This is a genomic window from Futiania mangrovi (assembly GCF_024158125.1).
GTDB lineage: Bacteria > Pseudomonadota > Alphaproteobacteria > Futianiales > Futianiaceae > Futiania > Futiania mangrovi.
On the sequence record NZ_JAMZFT010000003.1, the window covers coordinates 40,451 to 64,468 of the forward strand.

20 protein-coding genes are annotated in these 24,018 nt (G+C 69.0%); 11 read left to right on the forward strand and 9 right to left on the reverse strand.

Annotated elements, in window-relative coordinates:
• Positions 1–8: 8 nt before the first annotated feature.
• Positions 9–866 (reverse strand): polyphosphate kinase 2, encoded by an 858-nt coding sequence (gene ppk2 / locus NJQ99_RS12910; RefSeq protein WP_269333280.1) that lies wholly within the window; start codon positions 864–866, stop codon positions 9–11.
• Positions 867–908: 42 nt separating this feature from the next.
• Positions 909–1,844, reverse strand: coding sequence for an AEC family transporter (locus NJQ99_RS12915; protein ID WP_269333281.1), 936 nt, complete (start codon positions 1,842–1,844; stop codon positions 909–911).
• 167 nt (positions 1,845–2,011) lie between these two features.
• Between NJQ99_RS12915 and NJQ99_RS12920 the strand changes: the two genes are divergently transcribed.
• Positions 2,012–2,398, forward strand: a complete 387-nt coding sequence (locus NJQ99_RS12920; protein WP_269333282.1) for a MerR family DNA-binding protein — start codon at positions 2,012–2,014, stop codon at positions 2,396–2,398.
• Between the two features lie 26 nt (positions 2,399–2,424).
• Here the strand turns inward: NJQ99_RS12920 and NJQ99_RS12925 are convergent, their stop codons facing one another.
• Complete coding sequence (locus NJQ99_RS12925) at positions 2,425–3,756, reverse strand: surface lipoprotein assembly modifier (protein ID WP_269333283.1); 1,332 nt, start codon at positions 3,754–3,756, stop codon at positions 2,425–2,427.
• Between the two features lie 48 nt (positions 3,757–3,804).
• Entirely contained in the window at positions 3,805–6,108 is a 2,304-nt protein-coding gene (locus NJQ99_RS12930; protein ID WP_269333284.1) for a methyl-accepting chemotaxis protein, read from the reverse strand.
• 173 nt (positions 6,109–6,281) lie between these two features.
• On the opposite strand from NJQ99_RS12930, the gene NJQ99_RS12935 reads away from it, so the two are divergent.
• The 6 genes from NJQ99_RS12935 to NJQ99_RS12960 all read left to right on the forward strand — a co-directional run bounded on the left by NJQ99_RS12935 (position 6,282) and on the right by NJQ99_RS12960 (position 11,882).
• Positions 6,282–6,995 carry a rhomboid family intramembrane serine protease gene (locus NJQ99_RS12935; RefSeq protein ID WP_269333285.1) on the forward strand — a complete coding sequence of 238 codons (714 nt, stop codon included), beginning with the start codon at positions 6,282–6,284 and terminating at the stop codon, positions 6,993–6,995.
• A gap of 58 nt (positions 6,996–7,053) precedes the next feature.
• Positions 7,054–8,289, forward strand: coding sequence for a tetratricopeptide repeat protein (locus tag NJQ99_RS12940; RefSeq protein WP_269333286.1), 1,236 nt, complete (start codon positions 7,054–7,056; stop codon positions 8,287–8,289).
• A 416-nt stretch (positions 8,290–8,705) separates the two neighbouring features.
• Complete coding sequence (locus tag NJQ99_RS12945; protein WP_269333651.1) at positions 8,706–9,848, forward strand: 2'-deoxycytidine 5'-triphosphate deaminase; 1,143 nt, start codon at positions 8,706–8,708, stop codon at positions 9,846–9,848.
• 202 nt (positions 9,849–10,050) lie between these two features.
• Entirely contained in the window at positions 10,051–10,527 is a 477-nt protein-coding gene (locus tag NJQ99_RS12950) for a J domain-containing protein (RefSeq protein ID WP_269333287.1), read from the forward strand.
• Positions 10,528–10,918: 391 nt separating this feature from the next.
• Positions 10,919–11,395, forward strand: coding sequence for a J domain-containing protein (locus NJQ99_RS12955; protein ID WP_269333288.1), 477 nt, complete (start codon positions 10,919–10,921; stop codon positions 11,393–11,395).
• A 22-nt stretch (positions 11,396–11,417) separates the two neighbouring features.
• Positions 11,418–11,882 carry a J domain-containing protein gene (locus NJQ99_RS12960; protein ID WP_269333289.1) on the forward strand — a complete coding sequence of 155 codons (465 nt, stop codon included), beginning with the start codon at positions 11,418–11,420 and terminating at the stop codon, positions 11,880–11,882.
• Positions 11,883–11,885: 3 nt separating this feature from the next.
• Here NJQ99_RS12960 and NJQ99_RS12965 read toward each other — a convergent pair whose 3' ends face one another.
• Positions 11,886–12,824, reverse strand: a complete 939-nt coding sequence (locus NJQ99_RS12965; RefSeq protein WP_269333290.1) for a DMT family transporter — start codon at positions 12,822–12,824, stop codon at positions 11,886–11,888.
• Between the two features lie 195 nt (positions 12,825–13,019).
• Here NJQ99_RS12965 and NJQ99_RS12970 point away from each other — a divergent pair, with 195 nt between their 5' ends.
• Both NJQ99_RS12970 and NJQ99_RS12975 read left to right on the forward strand, forming a co-directional pair.
• Complete coding sequence (locus tag NJQ99_RS12970) at positions 13,020–14,798, forward strand: tetratricopeptide repeat protein (protein ID WP_269333291.1); 1,779 nt, start codon at positions 13,020–13,022, stop codon at positions 14,796–14,798.
• Positions 14,799–14,808: 10 nt separating this feature from the next.
• Positions 14,809–15,939, forward strand: a complete 1,131-nt coding sequence (locus NJQ99_RS12975; protein WP_269333292.1) for an NAD(P)/FAD-dependent oxidoreductase — start codon at positions 14,809–14,811, stop codon at positions 15,937–15,939.
• 2 nt (positions 15,940–15,941) lie between these two features.
• Here the strand turns inward: NJQ99_RS12975 and ald are convergent, their stop codons facing one another.
• Positions 15,942–17,057: an alanine dehydrogenase gene (ald, locus tag NJQ99_RS12980; protein ID WP_269333293.1), complete on the reverse strand. Its 1,116-nt coding sequence runs from the start codon at positions 17,055–17,057 to the stop codon at positions 15,942–15,944.
• 145 nt (positions 17,058–17,202) lie between these two features.
• Here ald and NJQ99_RS12985 point away from each other — a divergent pair, with 145 nt between their 5' ends.
• Both NJQ99_RS12985 and NJQ99_RS12990 read left to right on the forward strand, forming a co-directional pair.
• A complete protein-coding gene (locus NJQ99_RS12985) occupies positions 17,203–17,664 on the forward strand; it encodes an Lrp/AsnC family transcriptional regulator (RefSeq protein ID WP_269333294.1) in 462 nt (153 codons plus the stop codon).
• 122 nt (positions 17,665–17,786) lie between these two features.
• Positions 17,787–19,811 (forward strand): PhoX family protein, encoded by a 2,025-nt coding sequence (locus NJQ99_RS12990; protein ID WP_269333295.1) that lies wholly within the window; start codon positions 17,787–17,789, stop codon positions 19,809–19,811.
• Between the two features lie 107 nt (positions 19,812–19,918).
• On the opposite strand, the gene NJQ99_RS12995 is transcribed toward NJQ99_RS12990, so the two are convergent.
• From NJQ99_RS12995 to NJQ99_RS13005, 3 genes are all read right to left on the reverse strand, one after another.
• Complete coding sequence (locus NJQ99_RS12995) at positions 19,919–20,635, reverse strand: glutamine amidotransferase-related protein (protein WP_269333296.1); 717 nt, start codon at positions 20,633–20,635, stop codon at positions 19,919–19,921.
• Between the two features lie 86 nt (positions 20,636–20,721).
• A complete protein-coding gene (locus tag NJQ99_RS13000; protein WP_269333297.1) occupies positions 20,722–21,192 on the reverse strand; it encodes a hypothetical protein in 471 nt (156 codons plus the stop codon).
• A gap of 488 nt (positions 21,193–21,680) precedes the next feature.
• Positions 21,681–23,999: an NADP-dependent malic enzyme gene (locus NJQ99_RS13005; RefSeq protein WP_269333298.1), complete on the reverse strand. Its 2,319-nt coding sequence runs from the start codon at positions 23,997–23,999 to the stop codon at positions 21,681–21,683.
• Positions 24,000–24,018 lie beyond the last annotated feature (19 nt).

A 24,018-nucleotide genomic window follows, 5' to 3' on the forward strand; every position in this document is an offset into this window, starting at 1 on the left:
CGCCCCTTTCAGATCAGCGCGCGCCCGCCCAGCACGATCTTCGGATCGGGTGTCCCCACCGCCCTGGCGTCCTTGTCCTCGTAGTCGAGGTGCGACAGGAAGTGCCTCAGCGCGTTCACCCGCGCACGGCGCTTGTCGTTCGCCATGATCACGGTCCACGGCGCTCGCGCGGTGTCCGTGCGCTCCATCATCTCCGAGATGGCGTTCGTGTAGGCGTCCCACTTCTTGAGCGCGGCGATGTCGATGGTCGAGAGCTTCCAGCGCTTCAGGGGATCGGTCGCGCGCTTGTGGAACCGCTCGATCTGCGTCTCCCGGCCGATGGTCAGCCAGAACTTGAACAGGATCACGCCGTCGCGGGCGAGCATCGCCTCGAAGTCCGGCACCTCGTCGAAAAAGCGTTCGGTATCCGCTTCGCTGCAGAAGCCGAAGACCCGCTCGACGCCCGCGCGGTTGTACCAGGAGCGGTCGAACAGGCAGATCTCGCCTCGCGTCGGCAGGTGACGGACATAGCGCTGGAAATACCACTCCCCCTGTTCCCGCTCGGTCGGCTTCGGCAGGGCGACGGTGCGCGCGTAACGCGGGTTCAGATACTCCATGAACCGCTTGATGGTACCGCCCTTGCCGGCGGCGTCGCGCCCCTCGAACACGGCGACGATGCGCTGTCCGGTCTGCTGCACGTGATCCTGCAGCTTGGCGAGCTCGACCTGCAACTTGTAGAGTGCCTTGTCGTAGTCCTTCCGGCTCATCTCGTCGTCGTAGGGGTAGCCGCCGGCGCTGAGCGCCTTGGCCTCCACCTCCTTCGGCAGAGGGGCTTTCAGCTCCTCCAGCGTGTCGATGTCCTCAGCCGTCAATCCCGGACGCGCCATGCCCGCACCTCCTCCGCAACAGGTTGCGCCGCCGCCCCGGCCCTAGTTCTGGAAGAGCGCCAGCGTACCCGCCACCGTAACCGCGGCAAGCGCCGTCGTGAACAGGATCGCGCTCGAGACGCGGCGGGAAAAGATCGCGTAGTTCTCCGCGATCACGAAGACATTGCCGGCGATGGGTAACGCGGCCACCAGCACGCCCACCGCGACCCATTCGTCGGGCACGCCCGGCGCGTTCGACAGCGCGACATAGACGAGCGCGGGATGTGCGAAGAGCTTCAGCACAGTGACCACGGTGACCGGGACGAGCCCCTCCGCCATCGGCCGGCCATAGAGGGAGGCGCCGAGCGCGAAGAGCGCCGCCGGCCCCGCCGCGCCCGCAAGGAACGACACGAACCGCTCCGTCACACCGGTGAAGCCCAGCCCGCTCGCCGAAATGCCAAGGCCGATCACGATGGAGATCACGAAGGGGTTCAGCGCGAGGCCCTTCAGCGCCCTCAGGATACCGCGCCCAGCCGAGGACGCTCCGCCGCGAGAGGCCTCCAGCACCGCGAGCGTCAGGGGCGCAATGACGATGAAATCGCCGATCATGGCCAGCGCTACGGGCGCGACAGCCCAGTCGCCGAACGCCGCGATGGCGAGCGGCACGCCAAGATAGCCGGAATTGGAAATCACCGACGCCTGCCCCATTACCGTCGCCTCGCCGGGCGTCAGCCGGAACAGCAAGCGCCCCAGCACAGCCGCAACGACGAAGAGGAACAGCCCCGACCCCGTGTAGCCTGCGAAAAACGCGGGCTCGATCAGCTCATCGAACGGCTTGCGCGCGATCGCGCCGACCATCAGCGCCGGCATCGCGAAATAGAATACGAAGACGTTGAGGGAGCGGACCGCGTTACCGCCCATCATGCCCGCCGCAGACGCGGCATAGCCGAGTCCGGCGACGGCAAAGAACGGAATCGTCAGGGCGAGTACCTGCTCCATGTCCGACCTATAGCGGGCCGCGGCCCCCGAGGCGAGGCCCGCGAGGCGCGCAGCGGCCCTGCTCGTCCCGAGGGACGTGCCCGGTCCGACAGGGCTTGGCGCGGCGGATGCGCTGCCCACATGATGCAGGATCGGCCCGGCACCGCGGAAAGAGAGAGAGAGGCCCCATGAACATCGGCGAGGCGGCGCAGGCCAGCGGCCTTCCGGCAAAGACCATCCGCTATTACGAGGACATCGGCCTGGTTCGCCCGATGCGGGAGGCCAATGGCTATCGCCGCTTCGGGCGCGGGGACGTTGCGCGGCTGGTGCTCCTGCGCCGGGCACGCGCGCTCGGTTTCAGCGTCGAGGAATGCCGCGAGCTGCTCTCGCTCTACGAGGACGAACAGCGGCACGCCGGCGAGGTGCGCGCCATCGCGCGCGAACGCCTTGCCGCCGTCGATTCCCGCATCGCGGAGCTGAAAGCCCTGCGCCGCCAGCTGGCGCACCTCGTCGAAGCCTGCTCGGGCGGTGCGGGGTCGCGCTGCGCCATCCTCGAGGAGCTATCCCACGATTGAGGCTGCGCGCCTCTCAGAGCCGGGACTCAGAACTGCCGCGTGACGCCGAACATCAGTTCGGTCCGGTCGTAGTCGTAGAAATTGATATCGGAATCGTTGATCGTGTGGCGCACGCCGACGAGTGGCGCGAAGCCGCCGATGCTCCAGTCCCGCTTGGTCAGATAGAGCGAGCCGGAATAGCGCCAGTCCTTGCGCGTCGAGGCGAACAGCGGGTCGGGCCCGTCGAAATCGCGATATCCCGCGAAGCCCCCCACTTCCGCCGTGATGCCCCAGGGAAACTCCTGCAGCCACGCTACGCTGAGACCGGGGAAGTCATAGGAAAAGCGCGCCTCTTCGGTCTCGTTGCGCAGGAACGTCAGATCGGCGCGGACCATCGCGCTCGACGAGATGCCGTAGCGCGCCCCGATGCTGCCCGTTGCGACCCAGCCATCCTGGCGCCGATCGTCGTCATAATTCTGCGCGATGACCTCCAGGCGCGTGCTGAGCCCCAGCCGCGGGGTCGCCTGCATGCTGGCAGCGATCTCGCCACCCGCGCCCCAATTATAGGCATCGTTGCCGAACCAGCGCCGCCGCACCACGCCGCGCAGCGCCACCTCGCCACCCGGCGGCAGCCAGGTCGGCCCCAGGCCGAGACGCAGGAAGCTGTCGTTGAAGTCGTCGTTGTCGTACTGGCGGTGGCTCGCGTAAAGCTCCGCCTCGGCGCGCCAGTCCTTCGCCAGCGGCAGCCGGTAGCCTGCCTGCGCCGCCGTCAGCATGCCAAGACCGCTCGTCTTGCGCGCGTTTGGGTCGAGCAGGAAGGGAAACCCGCCGATCTCCACGAGGCGCGCGTCTGTCGCAGCATTGACGTTGGTGTCGGGGGCAAGCGCGAAGGTGACCGACAGGCTCCACTTCCGCCGCGCGCGGATCGCATCGAGAAACGCCTCGATGTTCGCCGTCACCGCAGGCGGGAGATTGGCGGCGAGCACAAGCTCGAACTGCCTGCGCGCGTTCTCGTCGTCCTCCACCTCGAAATAGGCGCGCGCAAGCTCCAGCCGCACCCGCACGAGACCGGGCTGATCGACGAGGATGCGCCTGAACCGGACGATCGCCTCCTCGGGATGCCCGAGCTCCAGCGCGGTCAGACCGTCGAGGAAAACGAACTCCGTCCGCTGCACCGGATCCTGGGGCTCCGGCACCTGGGCGAGAAGGCGGCGCGCCTCGGCAGCCTTTCCGGCATCAACGAGCGCGCGGACCTCGGCCAGCGTCTGCGCGCCGGCCGCACCCGCCCCAAGCGCGAGGAAAACGGCCAGTGCGCCCGCGGTTACGGCGCGGACGGCGCGGAAGATCACGGGGGACACACGACTCGGCAAACCCATCATGCCCCCTGCATATCCGAAAGGAGCGGCGACCGAAACGGGCTCTCCGCGTCAGGCGGCGCGCACCCTCGCGATGAACCCCGCGACCTCGGTACGCAGTTCCTCCGACGACCGGCCCAGTTCGCCCGCGGCCTGCAGGAGCTGGGCCGCGGCATCGCGCGTCTCGCGCGCGGCCTCGGTCACGCCGGAGATATTGACGGTCACCTCCTCGGTGCCGCGGGCGGCCTCGTGGACGTTGCGGGCAATCTCCTGCGTGGCGATGCCTTGCTCCTCGACCGCGGCCGCGATCGAGGCAGCGATCTCGTTCACCTCGCCGATGGTGCGCGCGATAAGCGTGATGGCGTCGACCGCGCCACCTGTCGCGCTCTGGATCGCCGCGATCTGGGCGCCGATCTCCTCGGTGGCCTTCGCGGTCTGGCTGGCGAGCGTCTTGACCTCCGATGCGACCACGGCGAACCCCCTGCCCGCCTCGCCCGCGCGCGCCGCCTCGATGGTCGCGTTGAGGGCGAGCAGATTGGTCTGACGCGCGATCTCGGTGATCAGGTCCACGACCTCGCCGATCTTCTCGGCTGCCTGGTTCAGGCCGAGGACGGTCGCATTCGTGTCGGTCGCCTGCGCGGTTGCGCGCGTGGCGACGGAGTTCGACTGCGTGACCTGGCGGCTGATCTCGCCCAGCGAACTGGCCAGCTGCTCCGCCGCCGCGGCCACCGTCTGGACGTTGGCCGACGCTTGCTCGGACGCGGTGGCGACATTTGTCGCGCGCCCGTTCGTCCGCTCGACATTGTGGGCGAGCGCGCCCGCCAGCGCCTGGAACTGCGCGGCCGCCGCCGCGACCGTCTCCACGACCCCCGACACGGTCTGGTCGAGCTGGTCGGCAAGCGCACCCAGCTCCTCCTTCCGGGCCGCCTCTGCGCGCCGCTTCATGTCCTCGCGCTCCGCCGCCAGCCGCTGCACCTCCCGGGCGTTGTCGCGGAAAACGGCCACGGCGCGGGCCATGGCGCCGATCTCGTCGGTCCGCTCGAGGCCGGGGATCGCACGGTCGAGGTCACCCCCCGCCAGGCGTCCCATCGCCCGCGTGATCTGGGCCAGCGGCCCGATTACCCGGCGGGATACGAACCAGACCGACAGTATCGCGGCCACGATGCCGATGAGCACGATGCTCGCATCGCGCACGAGCGACCAGGTCGCGCTGTCGGCCAGGGCCTGGGCGTAGGCGAGCGTCCGCGCGGTCACCGCAGCCTGCACCCCTTCGAGCGTGGCAAGCGCTTGCGACGACTCCGTCAGCCATGTCTCGATGCCGACCGGATAGGCCACGCTGCTGCCGCCGTCCGCCGGGGCGGTGCGCGCGGCCTCGTACACCTGCTGGCGCAAGCGGTCGTAGCGGTCGAAATAACGTCCGTCCGCAGTCCCGATCGCATCCGCCAGGCCGCTTTCGCCCTGAATCCGGGCCCCCTGCATGCGCGCGATGCCGAGCATTCCGTCCCAGGCCGCGGAAATCCTGCCGCGCAGCTCGCCCAGTTCCCGCGCATCCGCGGTGTCGACCGGTGCGCCGGCAGCGATACGGGCCCCGAGACGGCCGCGCTCGCGCCCCGCGAGATTGGCGAGGTCGGACACAGCCGACTTGAGCGCGAAGAGATCCGCCGCCCGCGGATCGCCGGCAGCCCGGGCCGCGACCGCGCCTTTCAGCGTACCGACCGCGGAAACCAGCCGGTTCGCACCGGAAAGCCAGTCCGAAACGAGATCGGCGCCTGCCCCACCGCCGCGTGCCATCATGTCGTCGACCGGTCCGCGCAGCCGGCGCACCTCGTCGGCAGCCGTCTCGAGTTCCCCCAGCAACCTGGTACCGTCCCCCGGCAGGTCGAGTGCGGCGACAGCGGTCCGGGACTGCTGAAGCGCCGCGGCGGCGGCCGTCCGCGCATCGCCGATGGCGGCGCGGACATGCTGCGGCATGGCGCGTGGCCGGGCGAGCGCGATCTCGGTCAGGTCCCTCTCGCGCGCCAGCGCTGCGGCGGCGCCGGTGAGCGCATCGAACGCGGCGTTGGTCCGGGCGATCCCGATGGCAGTGGAGCGGTCGGCCACGGCCTCGCGCAGATTGAGCCAGGCCATGACGATCATCGGCAGGGCAAGCAGCGCGATCACCAGGTAAAGCGTCCGCTGTACGGAGTGCGCGGTGCCCGAGAGGCGCGCCAGGTCGCGGAGGGAGACCTCGGCGGCCCCCTCCTCGGCGGCGGCGCGTGCAGCCTCGCGTCCGGGCGCGGCGGCCTCTGCCTCGTCGCCGCCCAGCGCTTCCCGCATCCGGTGCACGGCGGAGCGGATCCGCTCCTCCCCTTCTGGGCTGGTGTCGGCGGTGGTCATCTGCGCATTCCTTCTCGGCGAGCGCCCGGCACAAGTCTGCATCGGGCACTCTGCGGCAGGCGTGGTTAACACCTCGTCAAGCGTTTGCCGGCGGGGCACCGGGCCCGCGCAACGCGGGCAGCCGGTGGAATTCGCCCTTTCCCCCGCCGCCGCACCTGCCTATGTGTGGAGCGATGCAGAGCCCCTTTCCCGCCCCACCCCATGGCCGGCCGCGCGAACCGGTGTTCAATGTCCCCTTCGCGCTGCTCGCGCTGATCGGTACGCTGGCGGCGTTTCACGCGGCGCGCATGCTGCTGCCGCTGCGCGTCGAGGTCGAGGCGATCTACATGCTGGGGTTCGTACCGGCGCGCTATGGCCTCAGCGCCCCGGAGATCGGCATCGGATCGCTGCTCGATGCGGGGCCGGTCACGGCGGCGGCAAACTTCGTCAGCTACACCTTCCTGCACGGCGACCTGAGCCACCTGGGGCTCAACTGCCTCTGGCTGGCCGCCTTCGGGGCGCCGGTCATCCGGCGGCTGGGCACCGACAGGTTCCTGGTGCTCTATTTTCTGTGCGGGGCGGCCGGCGCGGCGCTGCACCTGCTGCTGCATCCGGCGTCGGTCGCGCCCCTGATCGGGGCGTCGGCGGCGATCTCGGGTATGATGGGGTCGGCGGCGCGATTCGCGCTTGCGCCCGCCCCGCTTGGCTACCCGCGCGAACGGCTGCCGCTCCGGCGGCTGACGGACAGCCGGGTACTGGTGTTCGTCGGCCTGTGGTTCGGCCTCAACTGGCTTTTCGGGACAGGTGCGGCGAGCGTCGTCGGCGGGGCCACGATCGCGTGGGAGGCGCACGTCGGCGGCTTCGTCGCGGGACTGTTGTTGATGCCCCTTTTCGATCGCAGGCGTTAAGAGTTAATATACCCTAGGTAGATCGTTGCGTGCCGCTCGTACCCCGGAAGATGATCGCATGACCAAGCACCCCGCCCGCAAGGACCCCAAGGCCCGGCGCACGCGCCGCGAGGGGCTGCGCACCGCGGGCATCGTGGCGCTGGCCGGTGCCGCTGGCATCGTCGGCACGGCGGCCGGGGTGAAGTATCTGCGCACCCACGACATTCCGCAGGTCGTCCAGCTTTCGGCTCTGGTCGTGCCCCCGCGCGAACCGGTGCAGGCCGTGGAGCGGACGCCTTCTGTCCGGCCGGGTCCGGATGCTGCCGACCTCATGGAGCGTGGGCGCACGGCGGAGTCGCGGGCCGAACACGACGTCGCCTTCGCCGCTTACGAGGCCGCGGCACGGCGCCCGGCAGACGAACCGCCGCCGCTGCCCGACCGGCTGGAGGCACTGGCCCGCGCGGCAGGCGCCGTCGACCGGCCCGGCATCGCCGTCGATTCCCTGCGCACCGCCCTCTTCCGGCTCGAGGAGGCGCGCGACACCTCGACCGACCTTGCAGCACATCATGCGCACCGCGCCCGCCTGCTCGCTGCCTTGGCGGAGGCGGCGCTGGCCAATGGCGACGTCGGCCTTGCCGTGCGCACCGCCGCGGAAGCGGGGGAAGCGGCCGATGCTGCCACGTCAGCGGGGGCCGCGCTCACCAGCCTGCTGCCTGCCCAGGCCCGCGCTCTCGCCGTGCAGCAGCAGGCCGAGGGTGTGCGGGGCGACACGGCTGCCGCGATCCGCGCGGGCGAGCGTGCGCTCGACATCGTGAAGCGCCAGTCGGGCGCACGCAGTCCGGATGCCGCACGCCGGATGGAGGATCTGGCCCGCCTCTATGCGCGGGCCGGGCGGGTTGAGGATGCGCTCGCCCTCAATGCCGAGGCGCTGTCGATCGCGGAGGAGGATCCGAACGTCGACCGCAGCACCCTCGTCACGGGTCACAACAACCTGGCCGAGGCATGGCGTGCGGCGCAGAAGCCCGACATGGCCCGCCCCCATTACCGCCGCGCGATCGAGATTGCGCAGGAGGGCCCGGCGACCGCCGCCGACGCCGCTGTCCCGATGAACAACCTGGCGCTGCTGGAACTTGCCGCGGGCAACCGGCTGGCGGCGGAGAAGCTGTTCGTGGATGCACTGGCGCTTGCCCGGGATACCCTCGGACCGGAGCACGAAACCACGGCCCGCCTGCGCGAGAACGCGATCAATTTCTACAAGCGTATCGGGCGCTGGGATATGGCGCGCACGCTGGAGACCCCGGAAACGGGCGGCTGACACGACGGCCCGCGGCCATTCCGGAAAGCGAATTCGCCCACGGGAAAAGGATCCACAGCGCCGCTGTGGATAACGTGCATAAGGTGCTGGCGCCATTGCACCAGCGTGCCCTTGCCAGCCGTGATCGGAGGCCCCCCCGACCCGGGCGCACCCTAGCCCGTTGCCGTCGCGGCGGGCAAGCGGGAACATTCGGCGATCTTCGGTGCCTTCATCCGGCCCGGCCCGATCCCACTACATCTGACAACAGCCGGGGACTTACCCACAAGATATCGCGCATGGGGCGGGAATGACGGGACGCCTTGCCCTTGGCGCGCAGGACGGAAGCGCATAGCATCCCCAGGCCAGAGACGTTTCGCCCGGGGATGAGACACGTGACCGTGACGACGACCGGCCCCGACCAGGGCCTCGCCGCAGCGATGGAGATGCAGGGGATCCTCCCCTCGCAGGCCTTGCGCGCGTTCATCGCTGCCGGTCACATCACGGCGTTCGGCGACCGCCGGGTCGAGCCCTCGCAGGTGCAGCCGGCGTCCCTCGACCTGCGTCTCGGACGGCTGGCCTACCGTGTACCGGCGTCCTTCCTCCCTGGCGCCCGCTTCCGGGTGGAGGAGCGGCTGGACGATCTGCAGATGCACGCCCTCGACCTGACCGACGGTGCCGTGCTGGAGCGCGGCTGCGTCTATATCGTTCCGCTGGTGGAGGGCCTGCGCCTGCCCGCCGGCGTCAGCGCGCGCGCCAACCCGAAGTCCTCGACCGGCCGCCTCGACGTCTTTGCCCGCGTCATCACCGATGGCGCGCAAGCGTTCGACGACGTGCCGGATGGCTACACCGGGCCGCTCTATGCGGAGATCAGCCCGCGCACCTTCTCCATCCGGGTGCGCACGGGCACGCGGCTGGTCCAGATCCGGCTGCGCAGGGGTGCCGCCCGCGACACCGACGAAGCGGTGCGCGCGCTCAACGCCGCCGACCCGCTGCTCGGCGGTGCCGGGGCGGAGCAGTTGGCAGACGACATCCGCGGCGGCCTTCCCTTCACTGTCGACGTGCAGGGAGAGGCGTCCGGCTCCGGCGCCCTGGCTGCGCGTGCCGGCATGCCGCCGATCGTCGGATGGCGCGCGCGCAAGCACGCCGGCCTCGTCGATATCGAGCGGGTCAATCATTACGAACCGCTCGACTTCTGGGAACCGGTGTTCGCCCGCAAGGGCGGGGGCGTCGTGCTCGACCCGGACGATTTCTACATCCTGGCAACCCGCGAGTCGGTGGCCGTGCCGCCGACCCACGCCGCGGAGATGCTCGCCTACGATACGAGCGTGGGGGAGTTTCGCGTGCATTACGCCGGTTTCTTCGACCCCGGCTTCGGATATGCCTCGGCGGGCGGATCGGGAAGCCGCGCGGTACTGGAGGTGCGCACCCACGAGGTGCCCTTCCTGATCGACGACGGCCAGATCGTGGGCCGCCTGGTGTTCGAGCGGATGGCCGCCCTGCCCGATCTGCTTTACGGCCGCGACATCCAGTCCAACTACCAGGGACAAGCGTTGGCCCTTTCCAAGCAATTCCGGCGCTAGGCCCCGAACGCTGCTGCCGTTCACCTACTTTTAATCCGAATTCGCCCGAATAGTTTCGCAGGCACGGCATCGAACGTGCCACCTGTTTGCGTCGTCACCTGTTCCTTTTCTGACGTCCGGCGGTCTTCCGCGCGGAGAGTACCCTGCCCGAACGGCCGGCAGGTCGAAGCCTTGTTTCGGATGGCATCGGAGAAGACGCACGATGTTCGAGCAAAACCGGATGAAGCGGTACAAGCAGCGGCTGCGGGTGAGCGTCGAACGCGGCGCCAAGGGAACGCTCGAAGCCTATCTGTTCCTCGGTCAGAACGAACGCCTGATCGAGCTGATGAACGACTATCGCGAGTTTCTTCCGTTCGAGACCCTGCTGGGGAAGTTCCTGCTGATCCCCAAACGGGAGATCACCGAGATCACGCCGGTCGACAGCACCGGCGCACCTGTCGGGCTGAAGACCAATCCCTACAAGGTCCTGAACGTGACGCGAAATGCGAGTCCCGAGGAAGTGCACGACGCCTACCGGACGCTCATGAAGGCCCTGCATCCCGACCGGGTGCGCGCGGCGGGCCTCGGCGATGAGCTGATCCAGTACGCCACGGAGCGCACGCAGATCGTTGCCGCTGCGTACCAGGAAATCGTCGAGCAGCGCGAGAGGCTCAACCGGATCGACGTACCGGCGGCCTGAGCCACCCTCCCCGGCACGGGCGAAATCCGCCTCACGCCGGACCGGCCATCTGCGCAATACACTCTCTGGTTGCGCCAAATCTGTTTTGCAATTCTTTATTGCATACATGATTCTATCAGAGACGTTCATTATCTCTTAAGTTTTCTACCGGAAGATGAGTTCTGCCGGCACGCACCCTGACGCGTCGGACTGTTGCGTCACTCACCGTATCTCAGGGTGACCCGAGTGTGCTTCGTGTCTCGGCGCTCCTGCTTGCGTATCCGGCAGGGGCGCCTTTTTCGTTCCGGCTCCGGGAAAATACCCAGGCGGCGGCGCGGCTTGGCAAACATCTTGCTTCCCGCTGTCGTGACGGGGATAGGTACCCGGTCCAGTACAGCGGAGTATGTTGCATATGTTCGATCATGACCGGATGAAGCGTTCGAAGCGGCGCGTTCGCGTGCTGGTTGAGCGCGGCGCCAAGGGTGCGATGGAGGCGAGCCTTTTCCTCGCCCATGACGAGCGCCTGATCGACGCGCTCAACGACGACCGGAAGTTCCTTCCCCTCGAGACGGTACTGGGCAAGCTCCTGCTCCTACCAAAGAGCGAGATCACCGAGATCACGCCCGTCGACCGCGCGGGCAAGCCGGTCGGCCTCAACGCCGATCCCTGCAAGATCCTCGGCGTCACGCCGGATGCGACCGCGGAGGATTTGCGTACCGCCTACCTGACCCTCGTGAAGGCGCTGCATCCCGACCGGGTGCGGGCAGCCGGCCTCGCCGAGGAGTTCATTCAGTACGCCACCGAACGAACACAACTCGTCACGGCGGCCTACCACGAGATCACGGCCGAGCGCGAAAGACGCGCCAAGGCCGAAGCGCCACCCGCCTGACGGGCCGGAGGGGGCAAGCCGGATGCGCACCGAACCCGCAAGCCCGCAGCTGCGACCGCGTACCCGCGTGCGGGTGGCGATGGCGCTGACAGAAGGGCACATGCTCGACGGCTTTCTGTTCATCGCAGAGCGCGAACGTCTCGTCGACCTCGTGAACGATGCGCGCCGCTTCCTGCCCTTCGAGACGATCACGGGCGAATTCGTCCTGATCGCCAAGGACGAGATCCGCGCGGTTCGCCCCTTCGAGGGGCGCGGCCCTGCACACGCGATCTTCACCGGCGACCCCTACACGGTCCTGGGCGTGCACAGCGACGATAGCGACGAGGCGATCAAGCAGGCCTATTACGCGCTGCTGCGGCAATTGCACCCGCAACAGGCCGAGGCCTCGGGCCTGCACCCGGCGCTCGTCGACTGCGCAGGCGCGCTGACCCGCCGGGTGATCGAGGCCTACGATCACATCCTGCGCAACCGGAAACGCGGGCGCTGAGCCCTAGCGCCGCCCTGCCCGCGCCAGCCGCGCCTCCCGCTGCGCGATGTAGAGGGTGGCGGCGACGATCATCGCCGCACCGGCATAGGTCCAGGCGCCGGGAACCTCGCCGAACAGCGCCCAGCCGAGCGCGATCGCGAGCAGCAGCTTGGTGTAGTCGAAGGGCGCAAGGAAACTTGCCTCGGCCGTACGGAAGGCCTTGATGATCATCCACTGGAACACGATCGCCGACACGCCGACGCCAGCCAGCATCAGCCACTGCGCGGGCGTGAACGGCTGCCAGAGCGGGATCGCCCAGGGCGACGCGATCACCACGGAGCCTGCCATGAACCATGTCAGCATGCTGAGTTGGCTCTCCCCTTCCGGAAAGAACTTCAGCAGCGTCACCGCGCAGGCGATCGCAAACGCCATGGCAAGCATGCCCAGCACCGGAAGAAGCGGCAGCACCGTCACGTCCGCACCCGGCCGCAGGATGACGAGAACGCCAAGAAAGCCCACGACCGTCGCAAGCCACCGCCGCCAACCGACCTTCTCGCGCAGGATCGTGGCCGCCAGGATGACCGTGAACAGCGGGGCGGTGAAGGAAATCGCCGTCACGTCCGCGAGCGGCAGCTTGGTGATCGCGTAATAGCCGAGCAACATGCCCGTGGCCCCGATCCCGACCCTGAGCGCATGGATGTGGGCGTGGCGCGTGCGCAATTGGCGCAAGCCGCCGAACCTGACAAGCAGGGGGAGAATGACCACGAGACCGATCGCACCGCGCATGAACCCGGTGAGTACAGCAGGAACCCCGCTATCCCCCAACATGCGGACAAGAACGGAGATCAGCGTGAACCCCATCACCGCGGCGATCATCCACAGTGCGCCCCGCAGATTTGCCGGCAGCGCCGCCAGCCGGCGGCGCGTTCGATAGGCCACCGTTCCTGGATCTGCGTGCCTCATGAAGGTTTTCTTACAGGAGCCCGCCGAGGATTGGCATAGGCAAAGCGCATATGGCCTGTTTCGGGCGCAGCCTTGCTCCGCGGTTCGCCCATTGCCACATGGAGGGCCTTTCGTGCTAGACGGTCCCGGACGCGCGGCACGGCTCTTGTATCCACTGTCCGGATACCGTGCCTCTGGTCCCAAAACGGAACTTGGATGAAACGCACCGACCGCCCGGAAACGCCCGAAAAGGCCCGCGAAAGCGTGCGCGACAGCGCGCGTGCGGCCCGTGCGCTTCTGAAGGAGGCGCTGGCCCATCGCGAGGCAGGCCGGCGGCTCGAGGCCGAACGGACGTTCCGCCGTGCCGTGGAGACCGCACCGAAGGACGAATGGGCCTGGGCGCTCTACGGCGCCTTCCTCCAGGAGGTGGCCGGCCGTCTCGACGATGCGCACGCCGCCTACAGCCGCGCGCTTGCCATCGATCCGGACTTCGACTGGGTCCGCGACCGGCTGGAGGCGCTGATCGCGGGCGACCGCGGCAGCGAGGACGCCGAGGGTCCTGCCGGGCAGCACGGAACGCGCGGCCTGACCGATCCCGCAGGTGCCCCGCGCCGGCCGGCGGGCGGCGATACGGGGCTCGACACCGCGGACTTCGCCACTCATCCCGCGGCGGAACGGGCAGCAGACGCACGGCGTCTCGAGCAGGCCGGGCGCCACGAGGACGCGCGCGAGGCGTGGAGCGAGGTCGTCGAGCTGGAGCCGGACAACGTGACCGCGCTGTGCGACCTGGCCAATCTCTGCCTCTATCCGCTGGACCATCCTGACGAGGCGCTCGACGCGGCGGAGCGCGCGCTCGAACTCGACGACACCTGCGCGGAGGCGCATGGGCTCTACGGCCGCGCACTGTGGCGCGTTGGCGGCGATGCCCACGCCGCACTTGCGGCCATCGAACGCGCCATCGCCCTCGATGGAACCGATTGCAACGCGCACGCCTGGCGCGGCCAGATCCTGCACGAATCCCTGGACGAGGCGCAGGCTGCCGAAAGCGCCTATCTGCGCGCGCTGGAGCTTGCGCCGGACTTCTCCTGGGTGCGCGAACAGCTGGCCCTGCTCTACAAGAGCCAGCTCGACAGGCCGCAGGACGCCGCGCGCCTGTTCCGGGCCCTGCTGAAGGAGCACCCCGACGACACCTGGGCGGCGTTCGAGCTGGCGGAACTGCTGCACGATCCGCTCGGCGCATCGGCGGAGGCGGAACGTCTCTACCGCCGCGTCGCCGCCGCCAATCCGAACACGGCGCTGCCGCTGATCCGGCTGGCGGAACTTCTGATGGACGGCGAAGGCCAGGCAGCCGAGGCCGAGGCGCTTCTCTCGCGCGCCATCGCGCTGGAGCCGCGCAACCGCGAGGCCGTGCTGCAACTCGCCGAACTGCTCGCCGCATCCGAGGGCCGCGCGTCAGATGCCGAGCGCCTGCTTCGCCGTCACCTTGCGCACACCCCGCGCGATGCCGACGCACGGCTGCTGCTTGCAGACCTGATCGGGGCGCGGGGCGGACGCCTGGCGGAGGCAGAGGCGCTCTACCGCGAGGTCCTGAAGCGGGAGCCGCGCAACGCCCACGCCTGGCGCCGGTTCGGCCGGTTCTGGCTCGACCGCGCCGGCGATACCGATGCTGCCGAGGCCGCCTTCCTGACGGCCCGCTCGCTCGACCCGGACGAGGCGGCCGAGGAGGCGCCGGCAGGCCTCCAGCGCGTGGATGAACCCGTGGCTACTGCATCGGGCGGCACGCCCCCGGTACATGGCGGCCAGACCGGGCGCCTGGAGCGCTCCGCGAGCGCGGAAGCGCCCGGCGTGCAGCGCGTGCGGACGCAAGCCGCACGAGAGCCCGTGAGCGGCACCGCCGTTGTCCGCTTCCTCGACCGTCACGCGATCTCGCTGCTTCTGCTCGGCGTCATCATCCTTGTCGTCGCGGTCAATGCCGCGCGTGTCCTGGGGAATTGAGGCAGGCCGCATGACCGGTCACCTGATCGTCGGCGGCGGGGTGGCCGGCCTCGGTCTTGCGCTCAGGCTGCTGCAGAAGGGCGTGCCCGTCCGCGTGCTCGAACGCGACCGGACAGGACGGGCAGCAAGCTGGGCCGCGGCGGGATACCTGCCACCGACCGTCGGCACCGATCCCCTTGCCCGTCTGCACGGCGATTGCGTCGCGGCCTGGCCCGCGTTCGCGCGCGAACTCGAAGGGCTTTCCGGCCTGCCGCTCGACTTCCACGACGCGGGGGCGCTGACCGTCGCCGTGCCGGAAACGCTTGCCGCCGCGCGTGCCCTCTACGAGGCGCAGGCGGCGCTGGGCTGGCCGGTGGTCTGGCTCGACGGGGACGGGGCGCGCGCGCTCGAACCCGCGTTGGGACCGGACGTGGTGGGCGCCATTCACAATCCCGCTGTCTGCTGGGTCGATCCGCGAAAGGTGTCCGCGGCGCTGGATACCGCCGTGCGGAAGCTTGGCGGCGAGATCGTGGAGGGCGCCGAGGTTGCCCGCGTAACCGTCGAGGCGGGACGTGCCACAGGCGTCATCCTGGGCGACGGCACGGCGATCCGCGCGGAGGCCGTCACCGTCGCGGCAGGGGCATGGGCCGGCACGCTGGGCGGGCTCGAAGGCGCCAACGTGCCGCCCATGCGCCCCGTGCGCGGCCAGATGGCGGCGGTCGCAGACGATGCCGCGTCTCCCCTCACCCGCCGCCTGATCCGGCGCATCGGGCGCGGTGCAGTCACGCCGCGCGGCGACGGGCGCCTCGTCATCGGCACCACGGTCGAGGACGCGGGTTTCGCGGTCGAGACGCACGAGCACGACATCGCCGCCTTCATGGCGGAGGCGGTGCGCATCCTGCCCGCGCTGAAGGATCGCCCGCTGATCGAGACATGGGCGGGCCTGCGCCCCTACACGCAAGACGGGCTGCCCGTGCTCGGTCCCGATGGGCGCGTTGCGAGGCTTTCCTGGTGCACGGGCTATGCCGCGGACGGCATCATCTGCACGTCGCGCGTGCCCTCCCTGGTCGCAGATGCATTGACCGGCGGCGAGGCCATCGACCCCGCGTTCCGGCCGGGCCGCACCTACACGGGCCGCCTGCACGCACCCGAGTTCGAGTAGCCTCAGCCGCCGAGCGCCGTGTCCGCGGGCACGTAGTCGTAACCGAGCGCCTCGGCGACCGCCTCATAGGTCACCATGCCCTTGTGGACGTTGAGACCCGCCTTGAGGTGCGGATTGCCGCGCAGCGCGTCGAGGCCCTTCGCCGCCAGCGACAGGCCGAACGGCAGCGTCGCGTTGCCGAGTGCATAGCTCGACGTCAGCGGCACCGCCCCCGGCATGTTCGCCACGCAATAATGCACGACGCCGTCGATGATGAAGGTGGGCTGATGGTGCGTCGTGGGCTTCGAGGTCTCGAAGCAGCCGCCCTGGTCGATCGCCACGTCAACGAGCACCGCGCCGTTCTTCATGCCCGGCAGCATGTCGCGGGTGACGAGTTTCGGCGCGCTCGCCCCCGGAATAAGCACCGCGCCGATCACGGCGTCGGCGGCCATCACCTCTTCCTCGATCGACTCCGCGGTCGAGAACCGGGTCCGCACGAGGCTGGAGAACATCTCGTCGAGCACGCGCAGCCGCGGGAGCGAACGGTCGAGGATCGTCACCTCCGCGCCGAGGCCGACCGCCATGCGCGCGGCATGGGTGCCGACGACGCCCCCGCCGATCACCACGACGCGCGCGGGCGACACGCCCGGCACGCCGCCCAGCAGGAATCCGCGCCCGCCGGCGTGCTTCTCCAGGCAATGCGCGGCAGCCTGGATCGAGAGACGCCCCGCGACCTCGCTCATGGGCTGCAGCAGCGGCAGACCGCCCGCGGAATCCGTCACCGTCTCGTAGGCGATGGCCGTACAGCCGGACTTCACCAGCCCCTCGGTCTGCTTGGGGTCCGGCGCGAGGTGGAGATAGGTGAAGAGGATCTGCCCCTCGCGCAGTTGTGCCCATTCGGCCGGTTGGGGCTCCTTCACCTTGACGATCATCTCGGCCTTCTCGAACACCTCCTCCGCGCTCGCGGCGATGGTCGCACCCGCCTGTTCATAGGCCGCGTCGTCCTTGCCGATGCCGGCACCCGCGCCGGTCTCCACGATCACCTCGTGCCCGCGCGCGACGTATTCCCGCACGGCGGACGGGGTGAGCCCCACGCGATGCTCGTCGGCCTTGATCTCCTTCAGGGTTCCTACGCGCATGACGCCTCCGGCGGCTGGATGTCGATATAGAGGGGGAATTATACGCGAAAAGCCGCCGCACGTCCGTGCAAAGGCGGCTCGACACGAGGGTAAAAACGCCTGAAAATTGCAGAAATTTCCCGAAATCCGGAGAAACCTTGTGTCAATGCACCTGGACAAGATCGATCGTGCCATCCTGAGGGCGCTGCAGGACGATGCCCGCCTTGCCAATGTGGATCTCGCCGGGAAGGTGGGGCTGTCGCCTTCGGCATGCTCGCGCCGGGTCCATGCGCTGGAACGCGAGGGCGTGATCCGCGGCTACCATGCCGCCCTCGACGAGGCACGGCTGGGCGGCGCCGTGCAGGTGATCGTGATGATCACGCTGTCGGGCCAGTCGGCGGAGAAGATCGCGGAGTTCGAGGCCGCGGTCGCCCGCGTCCCGGAGGTGCTGGTCTGCTACCTGATGACCGGCGTGCACGACTATTTGCTGCGGGTCGCGGCCCGCGACCTCGCCGATTTCGAGCGCATCCACAAGGAACGCCTTTCCCCCCTGCCCCACGTCGTGAAGATGGAGTCGAGCTTCACGCTGCGGGCGGTCGTGAACCAGCCGCTCTCCGTGCCGGCGTAAGCGGAGCGCGCGTCACCGCACTGTCACGCAAGCCCGTTATTCGCGGCATCGGGGGCCGCGAAGAAACCGCGCAAGGCGCGCAGCGGCGGCCCGCACGAGACGTGGGAAAAGGGATCGACACGATGGACAGGCAGATCGAGGGTTACGCCAACCGCATGGAGGCCTATGAGGCGTCGGAAGACGCTGGCCGCAACCCGACTGTCGCGGAGGGACGCGCGACCGTAGGCGACGTGATCGCCAGCCGCTTCTCGCGCCGTGGGGTGCTGAAGGGGATGCTCGGCAGCGCCGCCATCGCCGCCGTGGCGGGTGCGGGCATGGAGGCGCTGCTCGCCCGCTCCGCGCGCGCCGCAACCGCCGCCTTCGGCTTTACCGAGATCGCGCACGGCGTCGACGAGACGCACCATGTCGCGCCGGGCTATTCCGCCGACATCCTGATCCGATGGGGCGACCCGGTCGTGAAGGGCGCGCCAGCCTTCGACCCGATGAACCAGACCGCCGACGCGCAGGAGATGCAGTTCGGCTACAACAACGACTTCCTGGGCCTTGTGCCGCTGCCGCTGGGATCGGCCGGCACGGACCGGGCGCTTCTGGTGGTGAACCACGAGTATACCTCCGAGGAGGTGATGCACCCGACCGCGAAACTGCCGGCCGAGCCCGTCACCATGGGCAAGGCGAGCCACCGCGTCACCCGGGAGCTTGCCGAGATCGAAATGGCCGCGCACGGCGGCAGCGTGATCGAGGTGGTGCGCGAGGGCGGCAAGTGGCGTGTGGTGGCCGACAGCCCCTACAACCGCCGCATCACGCCGCGCTCGACCGAGATGGTCCTGACGGGTCCGGCCGCGGGGCACGACCGCCTCAAGACCGAGGCCGACCCCGCAGGCACGCGCTGCATCGGGATGCTGAACAATTGCGCGGGCGGCATGACGCCCTGGGGCACCTGGCTGTCGGCGGAGGAGAACTTCCACGGCTATTTCTGGGGCCAGCTCGACGAAAGCCACGCCGAGCACGCGAACTACAAGCGCTACGGCGTCCCCGGGAACTGGTACGGCTGGGGCGCGTTCTTCGACCGGTTCGACATCGCGAAGGAGCCGAACGAGGCCAACCGCTATGGCTGGATGGTCGAGATCGACCCCTACGACCCGGTCTCCACGCCGAAGAAGCGCACCGCGCTCGGCCGATTCAAGCACGAGGGCGGCGGCGTCATCGTCAACAAGGACGGACGCGCGGTCGTCTACATGGGCGATGACGAGCGGTTCGACTATCTCTACCGCTTCGTGAGCGCGGGCACCTACAACCCGAACGACCGGGCGGCCAACATGGACCTGCTCGACGAGGGTACGCTGTCGGTTGCGCGCTTCGACGCAGACGGCACCGTCACCTGGCTGCCGATGGTTCAGGGCGAAGGCCCGCTGACGGCGGAGAACGGGTTCGCAAGCCAGGCCGACGTGGTGATCGAGGCGCGCCGGGCGGGCGACCTTCTGGGCGGGACCCCGATGGACCGGCCGGAGGACGTGGACGTCCAGCCGCAAACGGGCCGCATCTATGTGATGCTGACCAACAACACCCGCCGCAAGGCCGAGCAGGTCAATGCCGCCAACCCGCGCGCGGAAAACGCCTTCGGCCACATCGTCGAGATCACGGCCCCGGACATGGACCATGCCGCCGACCGGATGCCGTGGGAAATCCTCGTGAAGTGCGGCGATCCGTCCAAGCCGGAACTGGGCGCCATGTGGAATCCGGCCACCACCGGCAACGGCTGGTTCGCCGCCCCGGACAATTGCGCGGTCGACCACCAGGGCAGGCTGTGGGTGACGACCGACCAGGGATCCGGCTGGGCCAGGACCGGTACCGCCGACGGCGTCTGGGCGATGGAGACGGATGGCGCGCTGCGCGGCACCGGCCGCATGTTCTTCCGTGTGCCGGTGGGTGCGGAGATGTGCGGCCCCTGCTTCACGCCGGACGACACCGCGCTGTTCGTCGCGGTCCAGCACCCGGCGACCGACGGCGTGGATAAGTACGCGCCCTTCGGCCGCAAATCGACGTTTGAGGACCCGGCTACCCGCTGGCCGGACTTCAAGGACGGCATGCCGCCGCGCCCGTCGGTCGTCGTCATCACAAAAAACAATGCAGGAGTGATCGGAAGCTGATTAACTCTCGTACAAGGAGAGTGTTGCGTTCGAGGGGTTGTGTAAGCAGATCGGCGACCGGTTGCGTAACGGGCGGAAATCTCTTGCAGATTTCCGCCCTGTTCCGTTCAGGCCCCGCCTCGGGCGAGGAACGCGCCAATCCATTGGGCGACCGCCGAACGATCGTTGCCATGCTCCAGACTGTGCAGGCCGACGTCGGCCACCGGATGCGGAATCCGCGTCCCTGCCCGGATGCGGATGAGGTCGGAGGCGTAGTCCGTCTCGAACTCAGGATGCACCTGGAAGGACATGGCCCGCGCGCGCGGGTAGGCGAGTATGCCGAACGGGCAGAAATTGCTGCCGCCCACAACCTCGGCAGCATCGGGAACCTCCACCACCTGGTCCTGGTGCATGGCCGCGATGCGAACCCGCGACAGGCCAGGTGTCATCCAGGATTGCGGGCGCAGAACCTCATAGCTGTGAAGGCCGCAGCCCCACCCCTTCTCCGACTTCACGACGCGCCCGCCGAAGGCCTCCGCCATGATCTGGTGGCCGAAGCAGATGCCGACCTGCGGAACGCCCGCCTCGCCCGCGCGGCGGATGAAGTCCTTGAACGGTCCGATCCACGGCACGGGATCGTAGACGCCATGGGCCGACCCGGTGATGACCCAACCGTCGGCCGCTTGCGGATCGGGCGGGCCTGAACCGTCCAGCAGCGAATGGACGAAGGTGTCGGCCCCCGGCAATGCTTCGCCGACGAGGCGGCGGAACATGGCCCGATAGGTGCCGTGCCGCGCCTGCAGGTCCGCAGGCACCTCGCCGGTTTCGATGATACCGATCTTCATGGAAAGACGCTCGTACAGGAGGAACCAGAACCGTTGCGCCAGATGTAATCGACGCACAGCCGCCGCGCCAGACCGTCAGACCGGGATCATTGCAGGTCGTCCGGCTCCCGGAACACGAAGCCGTGCACGATGGCCATGCGCTCCATGTGCCGCTTCAGGGGCGCGGTGTCCCCGTCGAGATCGCGCAGGTCGAGCCGCAACAGGCGCCGGCGGCCGCCTTCGGGCGTCGACCACCGGACCAGAAGGGTCACCTCCCGCGCGACCGCATCCCAGTTCACATAGCCGAGCGAGCGCCAGTTGATCCGCTCCGACAAGGGCGGCAAGTCGAGAACGAGATGGTCGTTTCCGGCCCGGAGCGCCGGCCCGCGCTGCCCCAGCCGCAGCACGTGGGACGCCGCGCGCCAACCTGCCAGCGCCCCGAGGAACAGAAGAACCAGCGCGACGGCACGCTCCAGCCCCGGCAAGGGATGATCCGGCAACGACAGCACTCCGGTCCCGACCGCACCGGCCAGTGCCCACAGGCCGAACATCGCCACGAGCCAGCGGCCCGCGCGCACCCCGAGCCGGTCCCGTGAGCGTTCATAAGTCAGATGTTCGCCCCCTGCCACGTGTCCTCGTGGCGGCGGCGTGTCGTCGCGCATGCCCCCCGGCCCTCGCGTAAACCCTGCCCCGGCGCGCAAGGTTACGCGCCTTTGCGCAAGGTTCAAGCTCTGCGCACGCCGGAGGCGTCGGCAATCTGCAGTTTTGAATGAAATGAATGTGCGGACACCCACCCGGGCAGGGGTCCGGGCGAGTGCCGCCATGCCTTTTTTCTGGCCGGGGTGGGCGCCCCGACGGGTTCCCCTGGAACCTGCCCGATCTCGAAACCGGGCTTTCTCTCACCGAAGGCCTGAGATGTCTCTGCCTGGTCGGGCGGAGTCAGCTTGTCGCCTCCTTGTCTGTCGGGCCCCGGAATGGACCCGATGGAAGAAGCGTACGCCTCCGCCCCCGGCACATCCATCGGGACCCTTGCGTACGTGTTGTGCCGCGCCGAACGCCGTGCCGCTCAGCCTGCTGCATCCGCGAGGGCGGTTTCCGCCTCCACCGCGGCGATGGCCGTCATGTTCACCACCCCGCGCGAGGTCACCGACGGCGTGAGGATATGCGCAGGCCGCGCCGCGCCGACGAGGATCGGCCCCACGGGCAGCGCGTCGCCCATCACCTTGATGAGGTTCATGGCGATGTTGGCGGCATCGAGGTTCGGGAAGACGAGCAGGTTCGCCTCCCCCCTCAGCGTCGACGCGGGCATCACCCGGTCGCGCAGGATCTGCGACAGCGCCGCGTCGCCGTGCATCTCGCCATCCACCTCGAGGCCGGGCGCGGTGTCCCGGATACGGCCCAGCGCGTCGCGCATCTTCCGCGCCGAGGAGGAATCGCCCGACCCGAAATTGGAATGGGACAGGAGCGCCACCTTGGGCTCGATCCCGAAACGGCGGATGTGGCGCGCGGACATCAGCGTCATTTCCGCGATCTCCTCCACCGACGGGTCGTGCGTGACATAGGTGTCGGTGAAGAAATAGGCCCCGCGGTTCAGGATCAGCAGCGACAGCGCCGAGAAATCGTGCGTGCCGGGAGCAAGCCCGATCACCATGCGGATCTGCCGCAGGTGCCGGTCGAACCGCCCGTCGAGGCCGCAGATCATCGCGTCCGCATCGCCGCGCAGCACCGCCGTCGCGGCGATCGCCGTGGTGTTCGTACGGATGATGGTACGCGCGGCGTCCGGCGTCACGCCCATGCGGCCCGCTCGGGAGAGATAGCTGTCCACATAGTCGCGGTAGCGGGGATCGTCCTCGGGGTTCACAAGCTCGAAGTCCGTACCCGGCTTCAGGCTGAGGCCGAAGCGCGCCAGACGCCGGGCGACGACCGACGGACGCCCGATCAGGATCGGATCGGCCAGCCCCTCCTCCAGCACCACCTGGGTCGCGCGCAGCACCCGCTCGTCCTCGCCGTCGGCGTAGATGACGCGCCGCTTCGCCTGCCTCGCGGCGGCGAAGATCGGCTTCATGATGAGGCCCGAGCGGAAGACGAAGCGCTCCAGCCGGTCGCGGTAGGCCTTGAAGTCCTCGATGGGCTTCTGCGCCACGCCCGTCTCCATCGCGGCCTTCGCCACCGCCGGCGCGATGCGCAGGATGAGGCGCGGATCGAACGGCGTCGGGATCAGGTAGTCGGGGCCGAAGACCTTGCCCTCGCCGCCATAGGCGCGCGCGGCCACGTCCGACATCGGCTCGCGCGCCAGCCGGGCGATGGCGTGCACCGCGGCGGCCTTCATCTCCTCGTTGATCGTGGTCGCCGCGACGTCGAGCGCGCCGCGGAAGATGTAGGGAAAGCAGAGGACGTTGTTGACCTGGTTGGGAAAGTCCGACCGCCCCGTGCACACGATGGCGTCGGGCCGGGCGGCGCGCGCCACGTCGGGCATGATCTCCGGCACCGGGTTCGCCAGCGCCATGATCAGCGGCCGCTCGGCCATCTTCTCCAGGTACTCGGGCTTCAGCACGCGCGGCGCGGAGAGGCCGAGGAAGATGTCCGCCCCCTCGATCACGTCGGCGAGCGTGCGCGCCTCGCTCGCTTGCGCGAAAGCGCCATTGTACGGGTTGAGACCCGGCCGCCCCTCCCAGACGAGCCCGTCGATATCGGTGACCCAGATGTTCTCGCGCCGGGCGCCGAGGCTCATCAGAAGATTGAGGCAGGCGAGCGCCGCCGCGCCCGCGCCTGAGGTGACGATCTTCACGTCCTCGATCTTCTTGCCCGAGAGCGAGAGCGCGTTGACGACCGCCGCGCCGACGATGATCGCGGTGCCGTGCTGGTCGTCGTGGAAGACCGGGATGCCCATGCGTTCGCGCAGGCGTGTCTCGATCTCGAAGCATTCGGGCGCCTTGAAGTCCTCGAGATTGATGCCGCCGAAGGTCGGCTCCAGCGCCGCGATCACCTCGACTGCGCGGTCGACGTCCAGCGCATCGACCTCGATATCGAAGACATCGATGCCGGCGAATTTCTTGAAGAGGACGGCCTTGCCCTCCATCACCGGCTTGGCGGCGAGCGGGCCGATATTTCCGAGGCCGAGCACGGCGGTGCCGTTGGAGACGACGGCGACGAGGTTCTGGCGCGAGGTGAGGCGTGCCGCGGCGAGCGGATCCTCGACGATGGCCTCGCACGCGGCCGCCACGCCCGGCGAATAGGCGAGCGCGAGGTCGCGCTGGTTGCCGAGCGGCTTGGTCGCCTGGATCTCGAGTTTCCCGGGCCGCGGAAACTCGTGGTAGTGCAGCGCCGATTCCTTCAGATCGTCCGCGATGAGCGGTGGCTGGCCCGGCGGCGGTGTGGTCGACATGGAAAGACGTTCCTTGCAA